Genomic DNA, 18341 nt, shown 5'->3' on the forward strand with positions numbered 1-18341 from the left:
CTCACACCGATGCGACGCTCTGCCCGAAACCCGCGAAGGCGCGGGCGGCCGCGAATCCGCGGTCGAGATCGGCCAGGATGTCGTCGATTCCCTCGATGCCGACAGCCAGCCGCACCAGCCCGGGGGTCACGCCGGTGCTGAGCTGCTCCTCCGGGCTGAGCTGCTGGTGGGTGGTGGACGCGGGATGGATCACCAGCGACCGCACGTCACCGATGTTGGCGACGTGGCTGTGCAACGTCAGTGCGTTGACGAACGCCTCACCGGCCGCGATGCCGCCGGCCAGTTCGAACGCCAGCACCGCGCCGGTGCCCCTGGGTGCCAGCTTGCGCCCCACCTCATACCAGGGCGAGCTCTTCAGGCCCGCGTAGTTCACCGAGATGACCTCGTCGCGGCCCTCCAGGTATTCGGCGACACGCTGCGCGTTGGCCACGTGTCGCTCGATGCGCAGGCTGAGCGTCTCCAGGCCCTGGGCGATGAGGAACGCGTTGAACGGGGCCACCGCAGACCCGAGGTCACGCAGCAGTTGGACGCGCGCCTTGAGTGCGTAGGCGGGCGGGCCGAGTTCGGCGAACACCACGCCGTGGTAGCTCGGATCCGGGGTGGTGAACCCGGGATGGCGGCCCTGGGTCCAGTCGAACTTCCCGCTGTCGACGATCACCCCGGCGATGGCCGAGCCGTGGCCGCCGAGGTACTTGGTCGCCGAGTGCACGACGATATCGGCGCCGTGCGCGATCGGCTGGATCAGATACGGCGTGGCGATGGTGTTGTCGACGATCAGCGGTATGCCGTCGGCGTGGGCGACCTCGGCCACGGACGGGATGTCGAGGACGTCGATCTGCGGGTTGGAGATCGTCTCGGCGAAGAACGCCTTGGTGTTCGGTCGGATGGCCCCGCGCCAGGACTCCGGATCGTCGGGGTTGTCCACGAAGGTCGTCTCGATACCCAGCTTGGGCAGCGTGTAGTGCAGCAGGTTGTAGGTGCCGCCGTAGAGCCGCGGACTGGACACGATGTGATCGCCGGCCTGGGCCAGGTTGAGGATCGCGAACGTCTCGGCGGCCTGACCGGAGGACAGGAACAGCGCCGCGACACCGCCTTCGAGGGCGGCCAGGCGCTGCTCGACGACATCGGTCGTCGGGTTCATGATGCGGGTGTAGATGTTGCCGGGTTCGGCCAGGCCGAACAGTGCCGCGGCGTGCGCGGTGTCACGGAACGTGTACGAGGTGGTCTGGTAGATCGGCAGGGCCCGGGCGTTGGTCGCCGGGTCGGGCGTCTGACCGGCGTGGATCTGCTTGGTCTCGAATGACCAGTCTTGTTCTGGCGTGCTCATGAAGAACGAACCTCCATCTGTCTCTGGGGGTCCGTCGATACGGACCCGCGCTTGCCGCGTAGCCGCATGGGCTACTCAACCTGGTCTTCACCCGGAGCACCCCACCGCGGTTGGAGGGTTGCCGGCCAGCAAGCCGGGGCTTGGTGCTGGCACTCATGACCGGAACAAAGACTAGCTCACCGACTCGATGCCGTGCCACCTGGTTCCGCCGTCCCTGTCAGGACAAACCTACTGACCAGTAGTGAAAGCTGACCCATCGCGGATTCATCGGCCCTTGTAGTGTTGCCGGTGAGGACAGTCCCCGACCGTCGAACATGCGGCCGCGGGCGGTCCGCCGTGCGATTGCGACGCTGCTGAATCACATACGGCAGCGCCGACTTTCGCTACACCTGTCCGACAGTGACGCCGGGAGTACACATGAGCGCCGAGCAGCCGACCATCATCTACACGTTGACCGACGAGGCGCCGCTACTGGCGACCTACGCCTTCCTTCCGGTCATCCAGACCTTCGCGGGTGCGGCCGGCATCGACGTGGCGACCAGCGATATCTCCGTGGCCGCGCGCATCCTCGCCGAGTTCAGCGACCACCTCAGCGATGAGCAGAAGGTGCCCGACAACCTGGCCGCGCTCGGCGAGCTGACCCAGGACCCGAGCGCCAACATCATCAAGCTGCCCAATATCAGCGCCTCGGTACCGCAGCTGCTGGCTGCCATCAAGGAGCTCAAGGCCAAGGGCTACGACCTGCCGGACTTCCCCGGCGACCCGAAGACCGACGAGGAAAAAGAGATCCGAGCGCGCTACGGCAAGATCCTGGGCAGCGCGGTGAACCCGGTGCTGCGCGAGGGTAACTCGGACCGCCGCGCCCCCAAGGCGGTCAAGGAGTACGCCCGCAAGCACCCGCACAGCATGGGCGAGTGGAGCCAGGCGTCGCGTACTCACGTCGCGACCATGAAGACCGGCGACTTCTACCACGGCGAGAAGTCGATGACGCTGGACAAGGCGCGCAACGTCCGCATGGAGCTGGTCACCGCAGCCGGCCCGACCATCGTGCTGAAGCCAGAGGTCAAGCTCGATGAGGGCGACGTCATCGACAGCATGTACATGTCCAAGAAGGCCCTCATCGCGTTCTACGAGGAGCAGATCGAGGACGCCTACAAGACCGGCGTGATGTTCTCGCTGCACGTCAAGGCGACCATGATGAAGGTCAGCCACCCCATCGTCTTCGGCCACGCGGTCAAGGTCTTCTACAAGGACGCGTTCGCCAAGCACGGCAAGCTCTTCGACGAGCTGGGTGTCAACGTCAACAACGGCCTGTCCGACCTGTACGACAAGATCGAGACGCTACCGGCCAGCCAGCGCGAAGAGATCATCGAAGACCTGCACAAGTGCCACGAGCACCGGCCGGAACTCGCCATGGTCGACTCGGCCAAGGGCATCTCGAACTTCCACTCGCCCTCGGACGTCATCGTTGACGCCTCGATGCCGGCGATGATCCGGCTCGGCGGCAAAATGTACGGCGCCGACGGCCGCACCAAGGACACCAAGGCGGTCAACCCGGAGTCGACGTTCTCCCGGATGTACCAGGAGGTCATCAACTTCTGTAAGACGCACGGCCAGTTCGACCCCACCACGATGGGTACCGTCCCCAACGTCGGCCTGATGGCGCAGAAGGCCGAGGAGTACGGCAGCCACGACAAGACCTTCGAGATCCCCGAACCCGGCTACGCGCGGATCGTCGACAACGACTCGGGCGAGGTGTTGCTGAGCCAGGCGGTCGAGGAGGGCGACATCTGGCGGATGCCCATCGTCAAGGACGCCCCGATCCGGGACTGGGTGAAGCTGGCCGTCACCAGGGCCCGGCTGTCCGGAATGCCGGTGGTGTTCTGGCTCGACGACGAGCGCCCGCACGAAAACGAACTGCGCAAGAAGGTCAAGGCCTACCTGGGTGAGCATGACACCGAGGGCCTGGAAATCACCATCCTGCCGCAGGTATGGGCCATGCGGTACACGCTCGAGCGGCTGATCCGCGGGCAGGACACCATCTCGGCCACCGGCAACATCCTGCGCGACTACCTCACCGACCTGTTCCCGATCCTGGAGCTGGGCACCAGCGCCAAGATGCTCTCGGTGGTACCGCTGATGGCCGGTGGTGGGCTGTATGAGACCGGCGCCGGCGGGTCGGCGCCCAAGCATGTCAGCCAACTGATCGAGGAGAATCACCTGCGCTGGGATTCGCTCGGCGAGTTCCTGGCCATCGGCGCGAGCCTGGATGATCTGGGCAACAAGACCGACAACGCCAAGGCCAAGGTGCTGGCCGACACACTGGACAGCGCGGTCGGAAAGCTGTTGGACGAGAACAAGTCTCCTTCGCGTAAGACCGGCGAGCTGGACAACCGCGGTAGCCAGTTCTACCTGTCGCTGTACTGGGCGCAGGCGCTGGCCGAGCAGACCGAGGACAAGGAGCTGGCCCAGCACTTCGCGCCGCTGGCCAAGTCGCTGGCCGAGAACGAGGAAGCCATCGTCAACGAGCTCAACGAGGTGCAGGGCGGTCACGTCGACATCGGCGGGTACTACTACCCGGACCCGGAGAAGACCGCCGCGGTGATGCGTCCTTCCAAGACCTTCAACTCGGTGCTGGAGTCGGCGCGGAGCTGACAACGGGCCGACAATCGTGATACTGCCGGTAGTACTGCCCTCGTAGCAGTACTACCGGCAGTACTACGTTTCAGATCGCTTTGTCCGACCCGAGCGGGCGTTGCGTCTAACCCGCCGGCGGCACCGCGCGGGTTGGTTCGGTGTGCTGGTCGACGAAATCGGCGATCAGTGCGGTGACCCATCCGGGCGCCTCGAGCATCGGTATGTGCCCGACGCCCGGCAACCGGGTCACCGTGGCGTCGGTCGGCAGGTTCTCGACGAAGTACTTCGTGCCGCGCGGGCTGGGGAACACCCGGTCCTTCTCGCACAGCACCAGATGTGTCGGCACACCGACCTGGGCCAGTTCCAGCAATCCCGGCAGTCGCAGCGTCTTGACCAGCAGTTGTACGTAGGCCGAGCAATGCGTCGCATCCTGAACCAGCGCCTCGAGATCCGCTCGGCTCGGGCCATCGGCCGGCCCGCTGACGGGCAACGTGGCGATCCGGGTACCGAAGGGCACGTCGAGGATGCGCGGGCCGGCCAGCCGCGCCGCGATCAGGGCGGGGCCGCCGAGCAGGAATTTGAGCACCGTCTCGTACTTGGTGGGGGAGTGCTGGCGCCAGCCGCCGGCCGGGGCGATGGCGGTCAGCGTGCGTGCCCGGCCGCGTCGCTCCAGCTCGAAGGCGACCCACCCGCCGAGCGAGTTGCCGACGATATGCGCTGTCTCCCAGCCGATCTGATCCATCCGACGCTCGACGTCGTCGACCAGCGCAGCGGTGTCCAGAAACCAGGTGCCGGAGCGGGCGCCGCCGTGGTGGCCGACCATCGTCGGTGCCAGGACCTCGAATCGGCCCGTACCGGCGAGTTGGCCGGCGACGGTGGACCACACGTTCTGCGAGCACAGAAATGGATGCAACATCAGGACTGGTTCACCCGATCCGAGATGGATGGGTGTGCGCTGGGTCATAGCGCTCGACAGTATGGCGGTACCGCGGGTACCGCAAGGTCCGATGACGGTGACCGGGGGAATCCCCGCGGTGTCGGTGCGCTCCACTAGGGTCGTCGTCCGTGATCGTCACCACCGTGAACGCCAACGGCATCCGTGCCGCGGTCAAGCAGCGCTCCGAAACCAACCTCGGCATGCTGCCCTGGCTGAAGGAGACCGAGGCCGACGTCATCTGTCTGCAGGAGACCCGCGCCGATGACGCGCAACTGGCCGATGCCCTGGCACCGGCGCTGGCCGATGGCTGGCACCTCGCCTCGGCCGAGCCACATGTGAAGGGCCGCAACGGTGTCGCGGTGCTATCCCGCACGCCTTTCGACGCTGTCCGGGTCGGCACCGGCGCCGAGGAGTTCGCAGCCCACGGTCGCTACATCGAGGTCGACACCGCAGGCGTCACGGTGGCCAGCGTCTACCTGCCCACCGGCGAGGCCGAAACCGACCGCCAGCTGGAGAAGGAGCGGTTCATGGCCGCCATGCAGGCGCGGATGGCCGTGCTGCTGGACGGTGGGAAGGATGCCGTGCTGTGCGGGGACTGGAACATCGCGCACACCGAGAACGACATCAAGGCCTGGAAGAACAACGTCAAGAAGTCGGGCTTCCTGCCCAGCGAGCGGCAATGGCTCACGGATCTGCTGGCCACCGGCTGGGTCGATGTGGTGCGCGCGCTGCACCCCGATGTGCCCGGGCCGTACAGCTGGTGGTCGTGGCGCGGCAAGGCGTTCGACAATGACGCGGGCTGGCGCATCGACTACCACCTGGCCAGTCCGGCGCTGGCCGCGCGTGCGGTGTCCGCCCGGGTCGAACGCGCCGAGCTCTACGCCCTGCGCTGGTCCGACCACGCGCCGGTCACGGTGCAGTTCTCCTGACCGGCCGGGCGTCGTCGCCCGCATCGCCGACATTCGTGGTCGCCGGGTCGTCCGGTGGCAGGCAGGACCGCCGATGGTCGCATGACAAAATGCAGTGATCATGAATGAACCACGCGGCGCCGCCGCTCGCCAGGTCGTGTTCTCCGGTGCACAGCCCACCTCCGACTCGTTGCACCTCGGCAACGCCCTCGGCGCGGTGAACCAATGGGTGAGCATGCAACGTGACTATGACGCCTACTTCTGCGTCGTCGACCTGCACGCCATCACCATCGCCCAGGATCCCGAGGTGCTGCGCAAGCGCACCCTCGTCACCGCCGCGCAGTACCTCGCGCTCGGCGTCGACCCGGACCAGGCGACGGTCTTCGTGCAGAGCCACGTGCCCGCCCACACCCAACTGGCCTGGGTGCTCGGTTGTTTCACCGGATACGGGCAGGCCTCGCGGATGACGCAGTTCAAGGACAAGTCCCAGAAGCAGGGGGCCGAGGCCACCACAGTCGGGCTGTTCACCTACCCGGTGTTGATGGCCGCCGACATCCTGCTCTACGAGACCGATCTGGTGCCCGTCGGCGAGGACCAGCGTCAGCATCTCGAGCTGGCCCGCGACCTCGCCGAGCGCATCAACGCCCGGTTCCCCGGCACCTTCGTCGTCCCCGAGGCGATCATCCCCAAGGCCACCGCCAAGATCTTCGACCTGCAGGACCCGACGGCGAAGATGAGCAAGTCCGCCACCACCGACGCGGGCCTGATCAGCCTTCTCGACGACCCGAAGAAGACCGCCAAGAAGATCCGCTCGGCGGTGACCGACAGCGAGCGCGAGATTCGGTTCGACCGCGACGCCAAGCCCGGCGTGTCCAACCTGCTGACCATCCAGTCCGCCGTCACCGGTACCGATATCGACACCCTGGTCGCGGGGTATGAGGGCCGCGGATACGGTGACCTGAAGACCGAGACTGCGGACGCGGTGGTCGAGTTCGTCACGCCCATCAAGGCACGCGTCGACGAACTGATCGCCGATCCCGCCGAGCTGCAGGCGGTACTTGCCAGGGGTGCAGAGCGGGCCGCGGCGGTGGCTTCAGCCACCGTCGAGCGGGTATATGACCGGCTGGGTTTCCTGGCGCCGACGCACTGAGGGGTAGCACATGGCCGGCCGCGACGCGGTATCGACAGCGCAGTCCGAGCAGGACGCTCCCGGCTTCGTGGACCGGCTGCGGAGCCGATTCCCCTGGTTCAACCGGGTGATGCTCGCTCAAGGTCGCTACAACGACTGCAAGGGCGACTTCTACGCCGCCGGGATCACCTACTTCACCATCTTCGCGCTGTTCCCGCTGCTGATGGTCGGCTTCTCGATCGGTGGCTTCGTGCTGGCCAACCAGCCCGACCTGATGCTCGAGGCGGAGGCCAAGATCCGTTCGGCGGTCTCGGGGGACCTGGGTGCGCAACTGGTGGAGCTGATGGATTCGGCCATCGATTCCCGCGGCACCGTGGGCGTGATCGGCCTTGCCACGGCGGCCTGGGCGGGGCTCGGTTGGATGAACAACCTGCGTGAGGCGCTCAGCCAGATGTGGGAACAGCGGCACGAGCCTGCCGGTTTCGTGGCGACGAAGCTGTCGGATCTGGGCGCGCTGCTGTCGGCGTTCGTCGCCCTGACTCTGACGATCGGGTTGACCGCATTGAGCAAGGAATCCCCGATGACCGCGGTGCTCGGCTGGCTGGGGCTCAGCGATGTGCCGGGGTTGAGCATCGGGCTGCAGGTGGCGTCGTGGTTCGCCTCACTGATCATCTCGTGGATGCTGTTCACCTGGATCATCGCCCGACTCCCGCGGGAGTCGGTCAGCTTCCGCAGTTCGCTGCGGGCGGGCCTGTTGGCCGCCGTGGCATTCGAGATCTTCAAGCAGGTCGCCTCCGTCTACCTCAAGTCGGTGCTGACCGGCCCTGCTGGGGCGACGTTCGGGCCGGTGCTGGGTCTGATGGTGTTCGCCTACATCACCGCCAGGCTCATCCTGTTCTCGACCGCCTGGGCGGCCACGGCGGCGGAGAACCTGGCCGCGGCCCCCGTCGAGCCGCCCGGCCCGGTGTTGATCCGGCCGCGGGTCCAGGTCCGGGAGGGCATCGGATTACCCGGCGCTGCCGCCGGTTTCGCCGCGGGGGCACTCGGCGGGCTGGGGCTGGCCAGGTTGCTGCGGCGCAATCGTCAGTGACCACGACGCCGGGGGTGCCGATGACCACGACGCCGGGGGCGTCAATGACCGCGACGCCGGGGGCGTCAATGACCGATGAGCTTGAGTCCGACCACGCACCCGATGATCCCGATGATGAGCGCCACCTTGATCGGGGAGGCGCTCTCGGTGCCGGTCAGCATGGCGTAGCCGACCGTCAGGGCCGCGCCGATGCCCACCCAGATCGCATAACTGGTGCCGATCGGCAGCGTGCGCATCGCGTAGGCCAGACCGGCCATCGAGAGCACCAGCGCGACCCCGAATATCGCTGTGGGCCATGGTCTGCTGAAGCCCTCGGATCTACCGAGCGCGGTTGCCCACACGGCTTCCAGCACCCCGGAAATCACCAGCACGAGCCAGGCCATGGCACACCTCCCTTGGCTGCCGTCTTGTCGCTGGCCGGGTACGGTGCCTCTCGTCCGGTGTCACACGGTGACGTCCTCGACGGTAGCAAATTCCGGTAGCGTCGCACCGGTGTCACTGGTCACCACCTGGTCCGCGGCGATGGGCCTGCGCACGCCGATCGTGAACGCCCCGATGGGCGGTGCCGCGGGTGGACGGCTGGCATCGGCGGTCACCGCCGCGGGCGGCTTGGGCATGCTCGGTCTGGGCAGTGCCGGGACACCGGAGGTGTTGCGCCGCGAGATCGGTGTGGCGCAGGGACGATTCGGGATCGGTTTGGTGCACTGGGTGATGGCCGAACGTCCCGAGCTGCTCGATATCGCGCTGGCGGCGCGGCCCGCGCTGTTGAGCGTCAGCTTCGGTACCGACTTCACGTGGGTGCACCGCGCGCACGATGCCGGGGTGACGGTCGCGACGCAGGTGGCCTCGGTCGAGGCGGCCCGACGCGCCCAGGATTTCGGTGTCGACGTGCTGGTGGCGCGTGGCGCCGAGGGCGGCGGTCACGGTGAACCGTTGCTGGGCACCCTGCCACTGCTCACGGGAGTGCTTGACGCGGTGGACGTTCCGGTGTTGGCGGCCGGCGGGATCGGTTCGGCGCGTGGGGTGGCGGCGGTGCTGGCCGCAGGGGCGTCGGGGGCATGGATCGGCACCTTGTTCGCGGCCTGCCCGCAGGCGCTGACATCGGAATCCGCGCGCGCCGAGTTGGTTGCCGGTCACGACACCGAGCTGACCTCCACCCATGACATCGCGGCCGGATACCGTTGGCCCGTACATATTCCCGAGCGAGTGCTGCGCGGGTCGCCGGTCAACGCCGGCCAGGGCGTGGGCCAGGTTCGACAGTCGGTCGACGCGGGAGAGCTGGTGACAACGCTGTCCGCAGGCGCCGAGGAACTGCTGCGCGGGCCGTTGGGCTGACGTGCGGGCTCAGGCGCGCTGTCGGTTCATCGACCGGGCCACCATCATCAGTGCGAACACGATGATGGCGCCGACCAGCCCGACGCCGACGCGCACCGGCACGGTATCGGCGGGCGGCAGCGCAGTGGCGGCGACCGCGGTGGGATCCGGTGCCTCTTCGGTTTTCGCGACGGCCAATGAGGGGTCGGCCTCGATGAGGGTGCCGACCTTGGTGCCCGGCGGGGTGGCGAACCCGTAGTCGAGCAGGCGGGCGGCCTGCTCCCACGGTGCGATGGGTACCCGGGTGCCCTTGAGCATCACGGCCACCAGCCGGCGGCCGTCACGTTCGGCTGCGCCCACGAACGTCTGGCCGGCGTCATCGGTGTATCCGGTCTTGCCGCCCAGTGCGCCCGGGTAGTTGTACAGCAGCTTGTTGTCGTTCTCCAGCTCATAGGCGGGCCATGGGTATTTCTCGGTGCCAACGATTTTGGAGAAGGTGTCGTTCTGCCACGCGAAGCGGTAGAACAGGCCGACGTCATAAGCCGAGGTGCTCATGCCGGGGCCGTCCAAGCCCGACGGCGTGGCTGCGCGGGTGTCGCGCGCTCCGAGCTTGCGCGCCAGCGTGTTGATCTTCTGCAGCGCGATGTCCATCCCGCCGAGCTGCATCGACAGTGCGTGCGCGGCGTCGTTGCCGGACACCATCAACAGCCCGTGCAACAGATCGTTGATCGTGTAGCGCTCGCCGTTCTTCACCCCGACGCGGCTGCCCTCGGCGTGCTCGTCACCCTCGGTGCCGTTGACGATCCGGTTGATGGGCAGTTCCTGGATGGCCTGCATCGCGACGAGCACCTTGATGATGCTGGCCGGGCGATGCCGACCGTGCGGATCCTTGGCGGCGATGACGTCACCGGTGTCCAGATCGGCAACCAACCATGCCTCGGCGGAGACATCCTCGGGCACCGGGCCGGTACCCGCTGCGGTCACGATGCCGCAGCCGCCGAGAGCCTCGCCGCCCAGTGGCGTCGCGGGAACGGGCAGCGCGCCCGGGGTCGGATCACCCGGCTTGGGGACCTCCGAGGCGTCGACCGCAGGTGGTGTCGTGGTGCGGTACGGGCAGGGATCCGGTGCCGGTTCCGCACCCGCCAGCGGCGCGCTGACCAGCGCCGGTCCCGCCAGCATCAGTGCCGTGGTGGCCGCGCAAGCCATTCGGCGCAACGTCGCGAAGGAAGCCATGATGACTGCAGATTAGGAGACCGTGGGCCGAATCTGGGCTCGCCACGCTGTGGCTGAAGTGACTTATGTGATTAATGTGATTTAACGACACCGACGGTGCACTCAAATCAAGATGCGCGCTGCTTTCTCGATCTGGGCGCACCGTCGGTGCTTATGTCGCTCAGAGTCGGCGGGCGGCCTCGGACAGCACGTTGTGCAGGATGTCGTAGATCGCGTCGAACTCGGCCTGCCCGCTGATCAGCGGCGGCGCCAGCTGCACCACCGGGTCGCCACGGTCGTCGGCGCGGCAGTACAGTCCGGCCTCCCACAGCGCCGGGGTAAGGAATCCGCGCAACAGCCGCTCGGACTCGTCGTCGTCGAAGGTCTCCTTGGTCGTCTTGTCCTTGACCAGTTCGATGCCGTAGAAGAAGCCCTCGCCGCGCACGTCACCGACGATCGGAAGATCGTAGAGCTTCTCCAGGGTCGCCTTGAATGCCGGCGCATTCTGTTTGACGTGGTCGTTGATGCCCTCGCGCTCGAAGATGTCGAGATTGGCCAGGGCGACGGCCGCCGAGACCGGATGTCCGCCGAAGGTGTAGCCGTGGCCGAAGACGGTCTTGCCGTCATCGAAGGGCTCGAACAGTCGGTCGCTGGCGATCATCGCGCCCAGCGGTGAGTAACCGGAGGTCAAACCCTTGGCGCTGGTGATGATGTCGGGCACGTAGCCGAAGTCGTCACAGGCGAACATCGAGCCGATCCGGCCGTAGGCGCAGATGACTTCGTCGGAGACCAGCAGCACGTCGTACTCGTCGCAGATCTCGCGGACGCGCTCGAAGTATCCGGGCGGCGGCGGGAAGCATCCGCCGGCGTTCTGCACCGGCTCCAGGAAGACCGCGGCGACGGTGTCGGGGCCCTCGAACTCGATGGCCTCGGCGATGCGGTCGGCGCAGTACTGACCGAACGCCTTCTCGTCGTGCGCGAATGGTTCGGGCGCGCGGTAGAAGTTGGTGTTCGGCGCGCGGAAGCCACCTGGGGTCAGCGGCTCGAAGGGAGCCTTGAATGCCGGGATGCCGGTGATCGCCAGCGCCCCCTGCGGGGTCCCGTGGTACGCGATGGACCGCGAAACCACCTTGTGCTTACCGGGTTTGCCGGTGAGCTTGAAGAACTGCTTGGCCAGCTTCCAGGCCGACTCGACCGCCTCGCCACCGCCGGTGGTGAAGAACACCCGGTTCAGGTCGCCCGGCGCGTAATTGGCGACCCGCTCGGCCAGCTCGATCGCCGTCGGCGTCGCGTAAGACCACAGCGGGAAGAAGGCCAATTGCTCTGCCTGCTTGGCCGCAGCGGCGGCCAATTCCTCACGGCCGTGGCCGACCTGGACGACGAACAGTCCGGACAGGCCGTCGATGTAGCTGTTGCCCTTGTCGTCGAAGATGCGGGTGCCTTCGCCGCGGGTGATGATCGGTGGGGTGATATCGGCGCCATGGCGCGCGAAGTGCCCCCACAGGTGGCGCTGGGCCTTAGCGGCCAGATCGCCTGTGGTATTCGCAGTTGTTTCGGTGATAGTCATCTAGTGCCCCAGTTGTATTGCTGTTTAACGAGTTTCAGGTAAACCAACGTTTCGGTGGATATCACTCCCGGGACGGCGCGGATCTTGGTGTTGAGTAGGTCGAGCAGGTCACCGTCGTCCTCGCAGACCACCTCGACGATGGCATCGAAGGTGCCGGCGGTCAGCACCACGTAGTCGACGGATTCCAGTTGGGCCAGCTTCTCGGCAACTTTGGTGGTGTCGCCGGTGCAGCGGATGCCGATCATGGCCTGGCGGGCGAAGCCCAGTTGCATCGGGTCGGTCACCGCGACGATCTGCATGACGCCGGCGTCCACCATGCGCTGCACGCGCTGGCGAACCGCCGCTTCCGATAGTCCGACCGCCTTACCGATCCCGGCGTAGGAGCGTCGACCGTCCTGCTGGAGCTTCTCGATGATGGCCTTGGACAGTTCGTCGAGCTGGAACGCGGCCCCCGGGCGCGAATGGTTGATTCGTAGTGACACGGCGGAGGGGCCGGGCGGAGAGTCCGGGTGCGACATGCCTTGATTGTGCACGGAATCCGTCGTTACAAGCAACCATTTGTATGAAATCAGGCGTTGGTCATGCCGTCGATCGCCGGAATGCGTAGCCTTGTCGTTCGTGAGTGCTCAAAAACCTGCCATCGCGGGCAGTTGGATCAATGGTGCAGCAACAACCACGTCGGGGCAGAGTTTCGACGTCATCAACCCCGCCACCGGGGCGGTGGTCACCACATATGCGTTGGCCACCCCCGCCGACGTGGACGCCGCGGTGGCCGCCGCGCGTGCCGCGCAGCCCGCCTGGGCCGCCGCGCCGCCGGTGGAGCGGGCCGGCGTGCTGGCCAAACTGGCCGAACTGATGGAAGCGGCCGCCGACACCTTCATCGCCGAGGAGGTCGCCCAGTGCGGTAAGCCCGTGCGGCTGGCCACCGAGTTCGACGTTCCAGGCAGTATCGACAACATCGCCTTCTTCGCCGGTGCCGCACGGCACCTGGAGGGCAAGGCCAGCGCGGAGTATTCGGCCGACCACACCTCCAGCATCCGGCGGGAGGCCGTCGGTATCGTCGCGACGATCACGCCGTGGAACTATCCGCTGCAGATGGCGGTGTGGAAGGTCATCCCGGCGCTCGCCGCAGGATGTGCGGTGGTCATCAAGCCCGCCGAGATCACCCCACTGACGACGCTGACGCTGGCCCGCATCGCCGCCGACGCGGGTCTTCCCGCCGGGATTCTCAACGTCGTCACCGGTGCGGGTGGCGATGTCGGGACCGCGCTGGCCGGACACCCCGATGTGGATGTGGTGACCTTCACCGGGTCGACCCCGGTGGGGCGCAAGGTGATGGCCGCGGCGGCGCTGCACGGTCACCGCACGCAGCTCGAACTCGGCGGCAAGGCGCCGTTCGTGGTGTTCGACGACGCGGATCTGGACGCGGCCATCCAGGGCGCGGTGGCCGGTGCGTTGATCAACAGCGGACAAGACTGCACCGCGGCCACCAGGGCCATCGTCGCGCGCGACCTCTATGACGATTTCGTGGCCGGGGTCGGCGAGGTGATGAGCAAGATCGTCGTAGGCGATCCGCATGACAAGGACACCGATCTGGGGCCGCTGATCACCTACGCCCACCGCGAGAAGGTGGCAGCCATGGTCTCCCGCGCCCCCGATCAGGGCGGGCGCATCGTCACCGGCGGTGTCATTCCGGATCTGCCCGGTGCGTTCTACCGGCCGACCCTGATCGCCGATGTGTCGGAATCCTCGGAGGTGTACCGCGACGAGATCTTCGGCCCGGTGCTCACCGTGCGGGCGTTCACCGATGACGACGACGCACTGCGCCAGGCCAACGACACCGCCTACGGTCTGGCGGCCTCGGCCTGGACCCGTGACGTGTACCGGGCGCAGCGCGCCTCGCGTGAGATCAACGCCGGCTGTGTGTGGATCAACGACCACATCCCGATCATCTCCGAGATGCCGCACGGTGGTGTCGGGGCATCCGGGTTCGGTAAAGACATGAGCCAGTACAGCTTCGAGGAGTACCTGACCATCAAGCATGTGATGAGCGATATCACCGGGGTGGCCGACAAGGAGTGGCACCGGACGATTTTCGCGTCTCGTTAGCCTGCGATTTGTGGAGTTTCAGCCGCCGTGCTGGCGGTTGAAACTCCACAATCCGCTACTCGTCGCGGGGGATCACGATCACCGGGGCATCGGTACCGGCCAGGATGCGCGACGCCGTCGAGCCCAGGAAGATGCGCTTGGGCGCGGCGAACCGGCTGGAGCCGACCACCAGGATGTCGTCGTCATCCCAGTTGAGTTTCTTCAGGGCCGACTCCAACGTCATACCGTCGGCGACCAGCGATTCGATATCCGGTGAATCCGGTAGTGCGCGGGCGGCGACCGACAGGTTCTCCTGCGCTGCGGCGATCTGCGTGGCTCGCAGTTCCTTGAGATCCTCTGCCTCGGAGAGGTTTTCGGCCGACACCAGCGACACCATCCGGATCGGCAGGTTCGCTGCGCTGGCCAGCGTGATGGCGAACGGCAGCGGATTGTCGTCGCCGGGCCTGCTCGGCACCGCTGCGGTCACCGCGGCGATGGTCTCCGGTGCGTCGTCGGCGTAGCCGCGCGGGGCGAGTGCGACCGGGATGGGTGAACTGTGGAGCAGCGCGCTGGACACCGGCCCGATGACGTGACCGCCGAAGAAGCCGTCACGCGCGCCGCCGACGACGATCAGGTCGGAGTGGTGGCTCTCGGCGAACCGTAACAATTCCTCGGCAAACGATTCTCCGACAAGGACATTGGCGTGGACGGACTTGGCCGCACCGGTCAGCGTGTCGACCGCCTTGATGATCCACTGCTTGCCCTTTTCGAGCAGCAGCTCCTGATACTGCGCGCGGCCGGGATGCCCGTCGGGCAGTTCCTCGCGCACGACGAGCACCACGTCGACATCGGCATCGAAGGTGCGGGCCAGCGCGGCCGCCAGGGCGACACCGTCGTCGCCGGTGGGAGTGGCCAGGTAACCGACCGTCAGATGCATGGTGTTGCCTGCGCTTTCGTATCAGTACACATCGGGGACCTTGACCTCGGTTTCGGCGGTGAGCGTCTCGCCGCGGAAGAAGCGCTTGGTGCCGAACGCGAAGCACGCGAGCATCAGCGGTACCCCGAGGACCAGCATGCCGACGCCGAGCACGAATACCCCGCCGACCGGACCGAAGGCGGTGTAACCGTAGTCGGGAGCGATCATGTCCTTGGCGCTGATACCGAAGGCGACCGCCATCGCAAGTCCGCCGAGGAGCGGGAAGATGCCGCGGAAGAACAGGTTTCGCGCCGAGGTGAACAGGGTTCTGCGGAAGTACCAGACACAGGCGAACGCGGTGATGCCGTAGTAGAACGCGACGGCCAACCCGAGCGAGGCGACCGAGTCGGCCAGGGCGTTCTCCGAGAGGAAGGTGAGCACGAGATAGAAGAACAGCGCCATCGCTCCCATCACGATGGTGCCGAACGCCGGTGTCATGTATTTGGGGTGGACGCTGGCGAACCGCTTGGGCAGTGCCTCGTAGACCGCCATCGACAGGGTGCCGCGCGCGGTCGGCAGGATGGTGGTCTGTGTCGACGACAGCGCCGATACCGACACCGTCAGCAGCAGCAGCGAGGCCAGGATCGGACCGCCCACCGGTGCGCCCAGCACGGTCAGCACATCGTCGGTGTTGTTCGGGTTGTTCAGCCCGATTCCCACCACGCTGAAACCGGCGAACGACTGGACCGCATACGCCACCAGCACATAGGTGCACACCAGGATCAGCGTGGTGATGACCGCGGCGATACCGGGCGTGCGGCCGGGATCCTTGGTTTCCTCGCCGACGGCCAGGCAGGCATCCCAGCCCCAGTAGATGAACACGCACAGGATGATCGCCGCGGCGATCGAGGAGATGTCCAGACCCGACGGCCACAACCAGGACAGTGACGGGCTGACGGCCTGAGCGCCCGCGGTGTTGCCGAACACCCGGATCAGCGCCCATACGCTCGCGACGATCAACACACCGAACTGGATGGCGATCAGGACGTTCTGCATCTTCTCCGAGACGACCACACCGCGGGCGCTGACCAGGGTCATGGAGATGATGAAGAACGAACCGAGGGCGACCTTGGCGTAGAGATTGTCCGCCAGCGCGTCCTGGCCGAGGAATTTGAACAGGTAGACCGCGGCGATCTCGGCGACGTTGGCGAGCACGATGATCGCCGACACGGCCAGTCCCCAGCCGCCGATCCAGCCGATCCACGGACCGAAGGCCTTGGTACCCCAGGTGAAGGTGGTGCCGCAGTCCGGGGTGTCCTGGGACAACTCCTTGTAGGCGAAGGCCACCAGGAGCATCGGGATGAACGCCAGCACGAACATGGCCGGAGCCTTGTCGCCGACGTGGAGCACGACGTAGCCCAGCGTCGCCGCCAGGCTGTAGGCCGGGGCCACGGCCGCCAGTCCGATCACCACGTTGCCCACCAGACCCAGCGCGCCGGCCTGCAGACCCTTGTCCGTGGTCACCGGGGTCGGCTGTTCCGCGATTGCCATGTGCGTGAATATACGGTTTCAGTTGTCTGGCAGGGGTGATACGACGAAAAGGTTTTCATTGGGGTAACACGGCAACGAAATCAACACATGGAGGGACGGCCCTAGACTCGGCTCATGTCGGCCGACGCGTGGACCGCGGAATTCGAGGAGCTGCGGCCGCATCTGCTCGCCATCGGGTACCGGTTGACCGGAACATACGCCGATGCCGAGGACATCGTCCAGGATGCGTGGCTGCGCAGGCAGAGAGCCGCCGAACCCATCGCCGACCTGCGCGCCTGGCTCACCACCGTGGTCAGCCGGCTGGGCCTGGACACCTTGCGCTCGGCGACGCACCGCCGAGTCAGCTACGTCGGGGAATGGCTTCCCGAGCCGGTAATCACCCCGGTGGCGGGGGACGACCCGCTGGACATCGTCGTGGCCGGTGAGGATGCGCGGTTCGCGGCGATGGTGGTACTGGAGCGGCTCACTCCCGAACAGCGCGTCGCCTTCGTCCTGCATGACGGTTTCGGGGTGCCGTTCGACGAGATCGCGGCGGTGCTCGGCACGACCGCCCCGGCGGCCCGCCAGCTGGCGTCGCGGGCTCGGCGCGCCGTGGCGGCGGCCCCGCCACCCGAGACCGTCGACACCCACAACGAAGTGGTCGGGCGGCTGATGGCCGCGCTCGCCGCCGGTGATGTCGACGCCGTCGTTGCGCTGCTCCATCCCGACATCACCTTCACCGGTGACGCCAACCGGCGCGCGCCGACCGCCCCGAATGTCATCCGGGGGCCGGAGAAGGTGGCGCGTTTCCTGTTCGGGCTCGCGAAGCGGTACGGCCCGAACTGGCAGGCCGGCAGCCGGCCGGTGCTGATCAACGGCGAGCTCGGCTCGTACACACCCGGCGCGCCGGCCGTCGACGGCTACCGCGAGCTGATGCCCCGCATTACCGCGGTGACGGTCACCGACGGGCGTGTGGCCGCGGTCTGGGATATCGCGAATCCGGACAAGTTCACCGCGTCTCCGCTTCGCCGGGATCTGCCCACGGAACCCGGCAGGCATCCCCGGAGCTGAACCCCTGCTCGGTGATGCCCAGCGCCGAGTACATCCGGGCCCGCATGTTCTCCAATCCGATCTGGTAGGTCAGTTCGATCACCCCCGCGTCGCCGAATCTGGTGCGTAGGTCGGCCACCTGCTCGTCGGTGACGGCGTGCGGGTCGGTGCTCATGGCGTCGGCGTAGGCGATCGCGGCGCGTTCGTCCGCGTCGAACAGTGGTGAGGTCGCATAGTCGTCGATGGCCGCGAGCCTCTCGACGTCCAGACCGTCGAGGCGAGCCAGCATGGATCCGAAGTCCACACACCACGAGCACCCGATGGTGCGTGCCGTCCAGAACACCGCCAGTTCGCGGACAGCTGTGGGCAGCGTCGTGGACCCGGCCTGCACCAGCATCTCGTGGACGGCGTTGGCCGCCAGCAACCGCCGGTGGTGGGCGGCGACGGTGAACGGTTGCGGGACTTCGCCGAACTTCCGTTTGGCGATGCGGTACATCATCCGGGTGAACAGTCCGGCATCGTCGGGGTGCAGGGCGGCGATTCTGGGTGTCATACCCCTAAGACGACACGGCAGGCCGATTTGTGACCGCGGTGCTAGTTGGAAACCGGTGGGTGCGGGTAGAGAGGAAGCGTGAC

Annotated in this window: 16 protein-coding genes and 2 riboswitches; of the genes, 7 read left to right on the forward strand and 9 right to left on the reverse strand. The window is 66.8% G+C overall.

Annotated features, from left to right (window positions below; all coding sequences use genetic code 11):
- Window position 1 precedes the first annotated feature (1 nt).
- Window positions 2–1327, reverse strand: coding sequence for a bifunctional o-acetylhomoserine/o-acetylserine sulfhydrylase (locus tag PGN27_RS20725; protein ID WP_335327799.1), 1326 nt, complete (start codon window positions 1325–1327; stop codon window positions 2–4).
- Window positions 1328–1369: 42 nt separating this feature from the next.
- Window positions 1370–1488: riboswitch (SAM riboswitch) on the reverse strand.
- Between the two features lie 256 nt (window positions 1489–1744).
- Between PGN27_RS20725 and PGN27_RS20730 the strand changes: the two genes are divergently transcribed.
- Entirely contained in the window at window positions 1745–3982 is a 2238-nt protein-coding gene (locus tag PGN27_RS20730; protein WP_335327800.1) for an NADP-dependent isocitrate dehydrogenase, read from the forward strand.
- A gap of 106 nt (window positions 3983–4088) precedes the next feature.
- Here the strand turns inward: PGN27_RS20730 and PGN27_RS20735 are convergent, their stop codons facing one another.
- A complete protein-coding gene (locus PGN27_RS20735) occupies window positions 4089–4928 on the reverse strand; it encodes an epoxide hydrolase EphH (RefSeq protein ID WP_335327801.1) in 840 nt (279 codons plus the stop codon).
- 101 nt (window positions 4929–5029) lie between these two features.
- Here PGN27_RS20735 and PGN27_RS20740 point away from each other — a divergent pair, with 101 nt between their 5' ends.
- The 3 genes from PGN27_RS20740 (at window position 5030) to yhjD (ending at window position 8028) form a co-directional block, all read left to right on the forward strand.
- A complete protein-coding gene (locus PGN27_RS20740; RefSeq protein ID WP_335327802.1) occupies window positions 5030–5830 on the forward strand; it encodes an exodeoxyribonuclease III in 801 nt (266 codons plus the stop codon).
- 100 nt (window positions 5831–5930) lie between these two features.
- A complete protein-coding gene (gene trpS / locus PGN27_RS20745; protein WP_335327803.1) occupies window positions 5931–6959 on the forward strand; it encodes a tryptophan--tRNA ligase in 1029 nt (342 codons plus the stop codon).
- A 10-nt stretch (window positions 6960–6969) separates the two neighbouring features.
- Window positions 6970–8028, forward strand: coding sequence for an inner membrane protein YhjD (gene yhjD / locus PGN27_RS20750; protein WP_335327804.1), 1059 nt, complete (start codon window positions 6970–6972; stop codon window positions 8026–8028).
- 65 nt (window positions 8029–8093) lie between these two features.
- Here yhjD and PGN27_RS20755 read toward each other — a convergent pair whose 3' ends face one another.
- The gene (locus tag PGN27_RS20755) at window positions 8094–8411 is read right to left on the reverse strand and encodes a DMT family transporter (RefSeq protein WP_335327805.1); all 318 of its coding nucleotides are present in this window, start codon (window positions 8409–8411) and stop codon (window positions 8094–8096) included.
- Window positions 8412–8423: 12 nt separating this feature from the next.
- A riboswitch (guanidine-III (ykkC-III) riboswitch) is annotated at window positions 8424–8488 on the reverse strand.
- A 32-nt stretch (window positions 8489–8520) separates the two neighbouring features.
- On the opposite strand from PGN27_RS20755, the gene PGN27_RS20760 reads away from it, so the two are divergent.
- Window positions 8521–9363: a nitronate monooxygenase gene (locus tag PGN27_RS20760; RefSeq protein WP_418888627.1), complete on the forward strand. Its 843-nt coding sequence runs from the start codon at window positions 8521–8523 to the stop codon at window positions 9361–9363.
- A 9-nt stretch (window positions 9364–9372) separates the two neighbouring features.
- Here PGN27_RS20760 and PGN27_RS20765 read toward each other — a convergent pair whose 3' ends face one another.
- The 3 genes from PGN27_RS20765 to PGN27_RS20775 form a co-directional block, all read right to left on the reverse strand.
- Complete coding sequence (locus tag PGN27_RS20765; RefSeq protein WP_418888628.1) at window positions 9373–10575, reverse strand: D-alanyl-D-alanine carboxypeptidase family protein; 1203 nt, start codon at window positions 10573–10575, stop codon at window positions 9373–9375.
- Between the two features lie 160 nt (window positions 10576–10735).
- Window positions 10736–12121 carry an aspartate aminotransferase family protein gene (locus PGN27_RS20770; RefSeq protein ID WP_335327806.1) on the reverse strand — a complete coding sequence of 462 codons (1386 nt, stop codon included), beginning with the start codon at window positions 12119–12121 and terminating at the stop codon, window positions 10736–10738.
- Window positions 12118–12639, reverse strand: coding sequence for an Lrp/AsnC family transcriptional regulator (locus tag PGN27_RS20775; RefSeq protein WP_019510115.1), 522 nt, complete (start codon window positions 12637–12639; stop codon window positions 12118–12120). The genes PGN27_RS20770 and PGN27_RS20775 overlap by 4 nt, the downstream gene beginning before the upstream one ends.
- Window positions 12640–12739: 100 nt before the next feature.
- Here PGN27_RS20775 and PGN27_RS20780 point away from each other — a divergent pair, with 100 nt between their 5' ends.
- Window positions 12740–14230, forward strand: coding sequence for a gamma-aminobutyraldehyde dehydrogenase (locus PGN27_RS20780; protein ID WP_418888629.1), 1491 nt, complete (start codon window positions 12740–12742; stop codon window positions 14228–14230).
- Window positions 14231–14285: 55 nt separating this feature from the next.
- Here PGN27_RS20780 and PGN27_RS20785 read toward each other — a convergent pair whose 3' ends face one another.
- Both PGN27_RS20785 and PGN27_RS20790 read right to left on the reverse strand, forming a co-directional pair.
- Window positions 14286–15146: a universal stress protein gene (locus PGN27_RS20785; protein WP_335327807.1), complete on the reverse strand. Its 861-nt coding sequence runs from the start codon at window positions 15144–15146 to the stop codon at window positions 14286–14288.
- 21 nt (window positions 15147–15167) lie between these two features.
- Window positions 15168–16676, reverse strand: a complete 1509-nt coding sequence (locus PGN27_RS20790) for an APC family permease (RefSeq protein WP_335327808.1) — start codon at window positions 16674–16676, stop codon at window positions 15168–15170.
- Window positions 16677–16790: 114 nt separating this feature from the next.
- On the opposite strand from PGN27_RS20790, the gene PGN27_RS20795 reads away from it, so the two are divergent.
- Window positions 16791–17726, forward strand: coding sequence for a sigma-70 family RNA polymerase sigma factor (locus tag PGN27_RS20795; RefSeq protein ID WP_335327809.1), 936 nt, complete (start codon window positions 16791–16793; stop codon window positions 17724–17726).
- Here PGN27_RS20795 and PGN27_RS20800 read toward each other — a convergent pair.
- Complete coding sequence (locus PGN27_RS20800; protein ID WP_335327810.1) at window positions 17665–18258, reverse strand: carboxymuconolactone decarboxylase family protein; 594 nt, start codon at window positions 18256–18258, stop codon at window positions 17665–17667. The two genes, PGN27_RS20795 and PGN27_RS20800, sit on opposite strands and share 62 nt — an antisense overlap.
- Between the last annotated feature and the right edge of the window lie 83 nt (window positions 18259–18341).

This window comes from Mycolicibacterium neoaurum, from assembly GCF_036946495.1.
GTDB lineage: Bacteria > Actinomycetota > Actinomycetes > Mycobacteriales > Mycobacteriaceae > Mycobacterium > Mycobacterium neoaurum_B.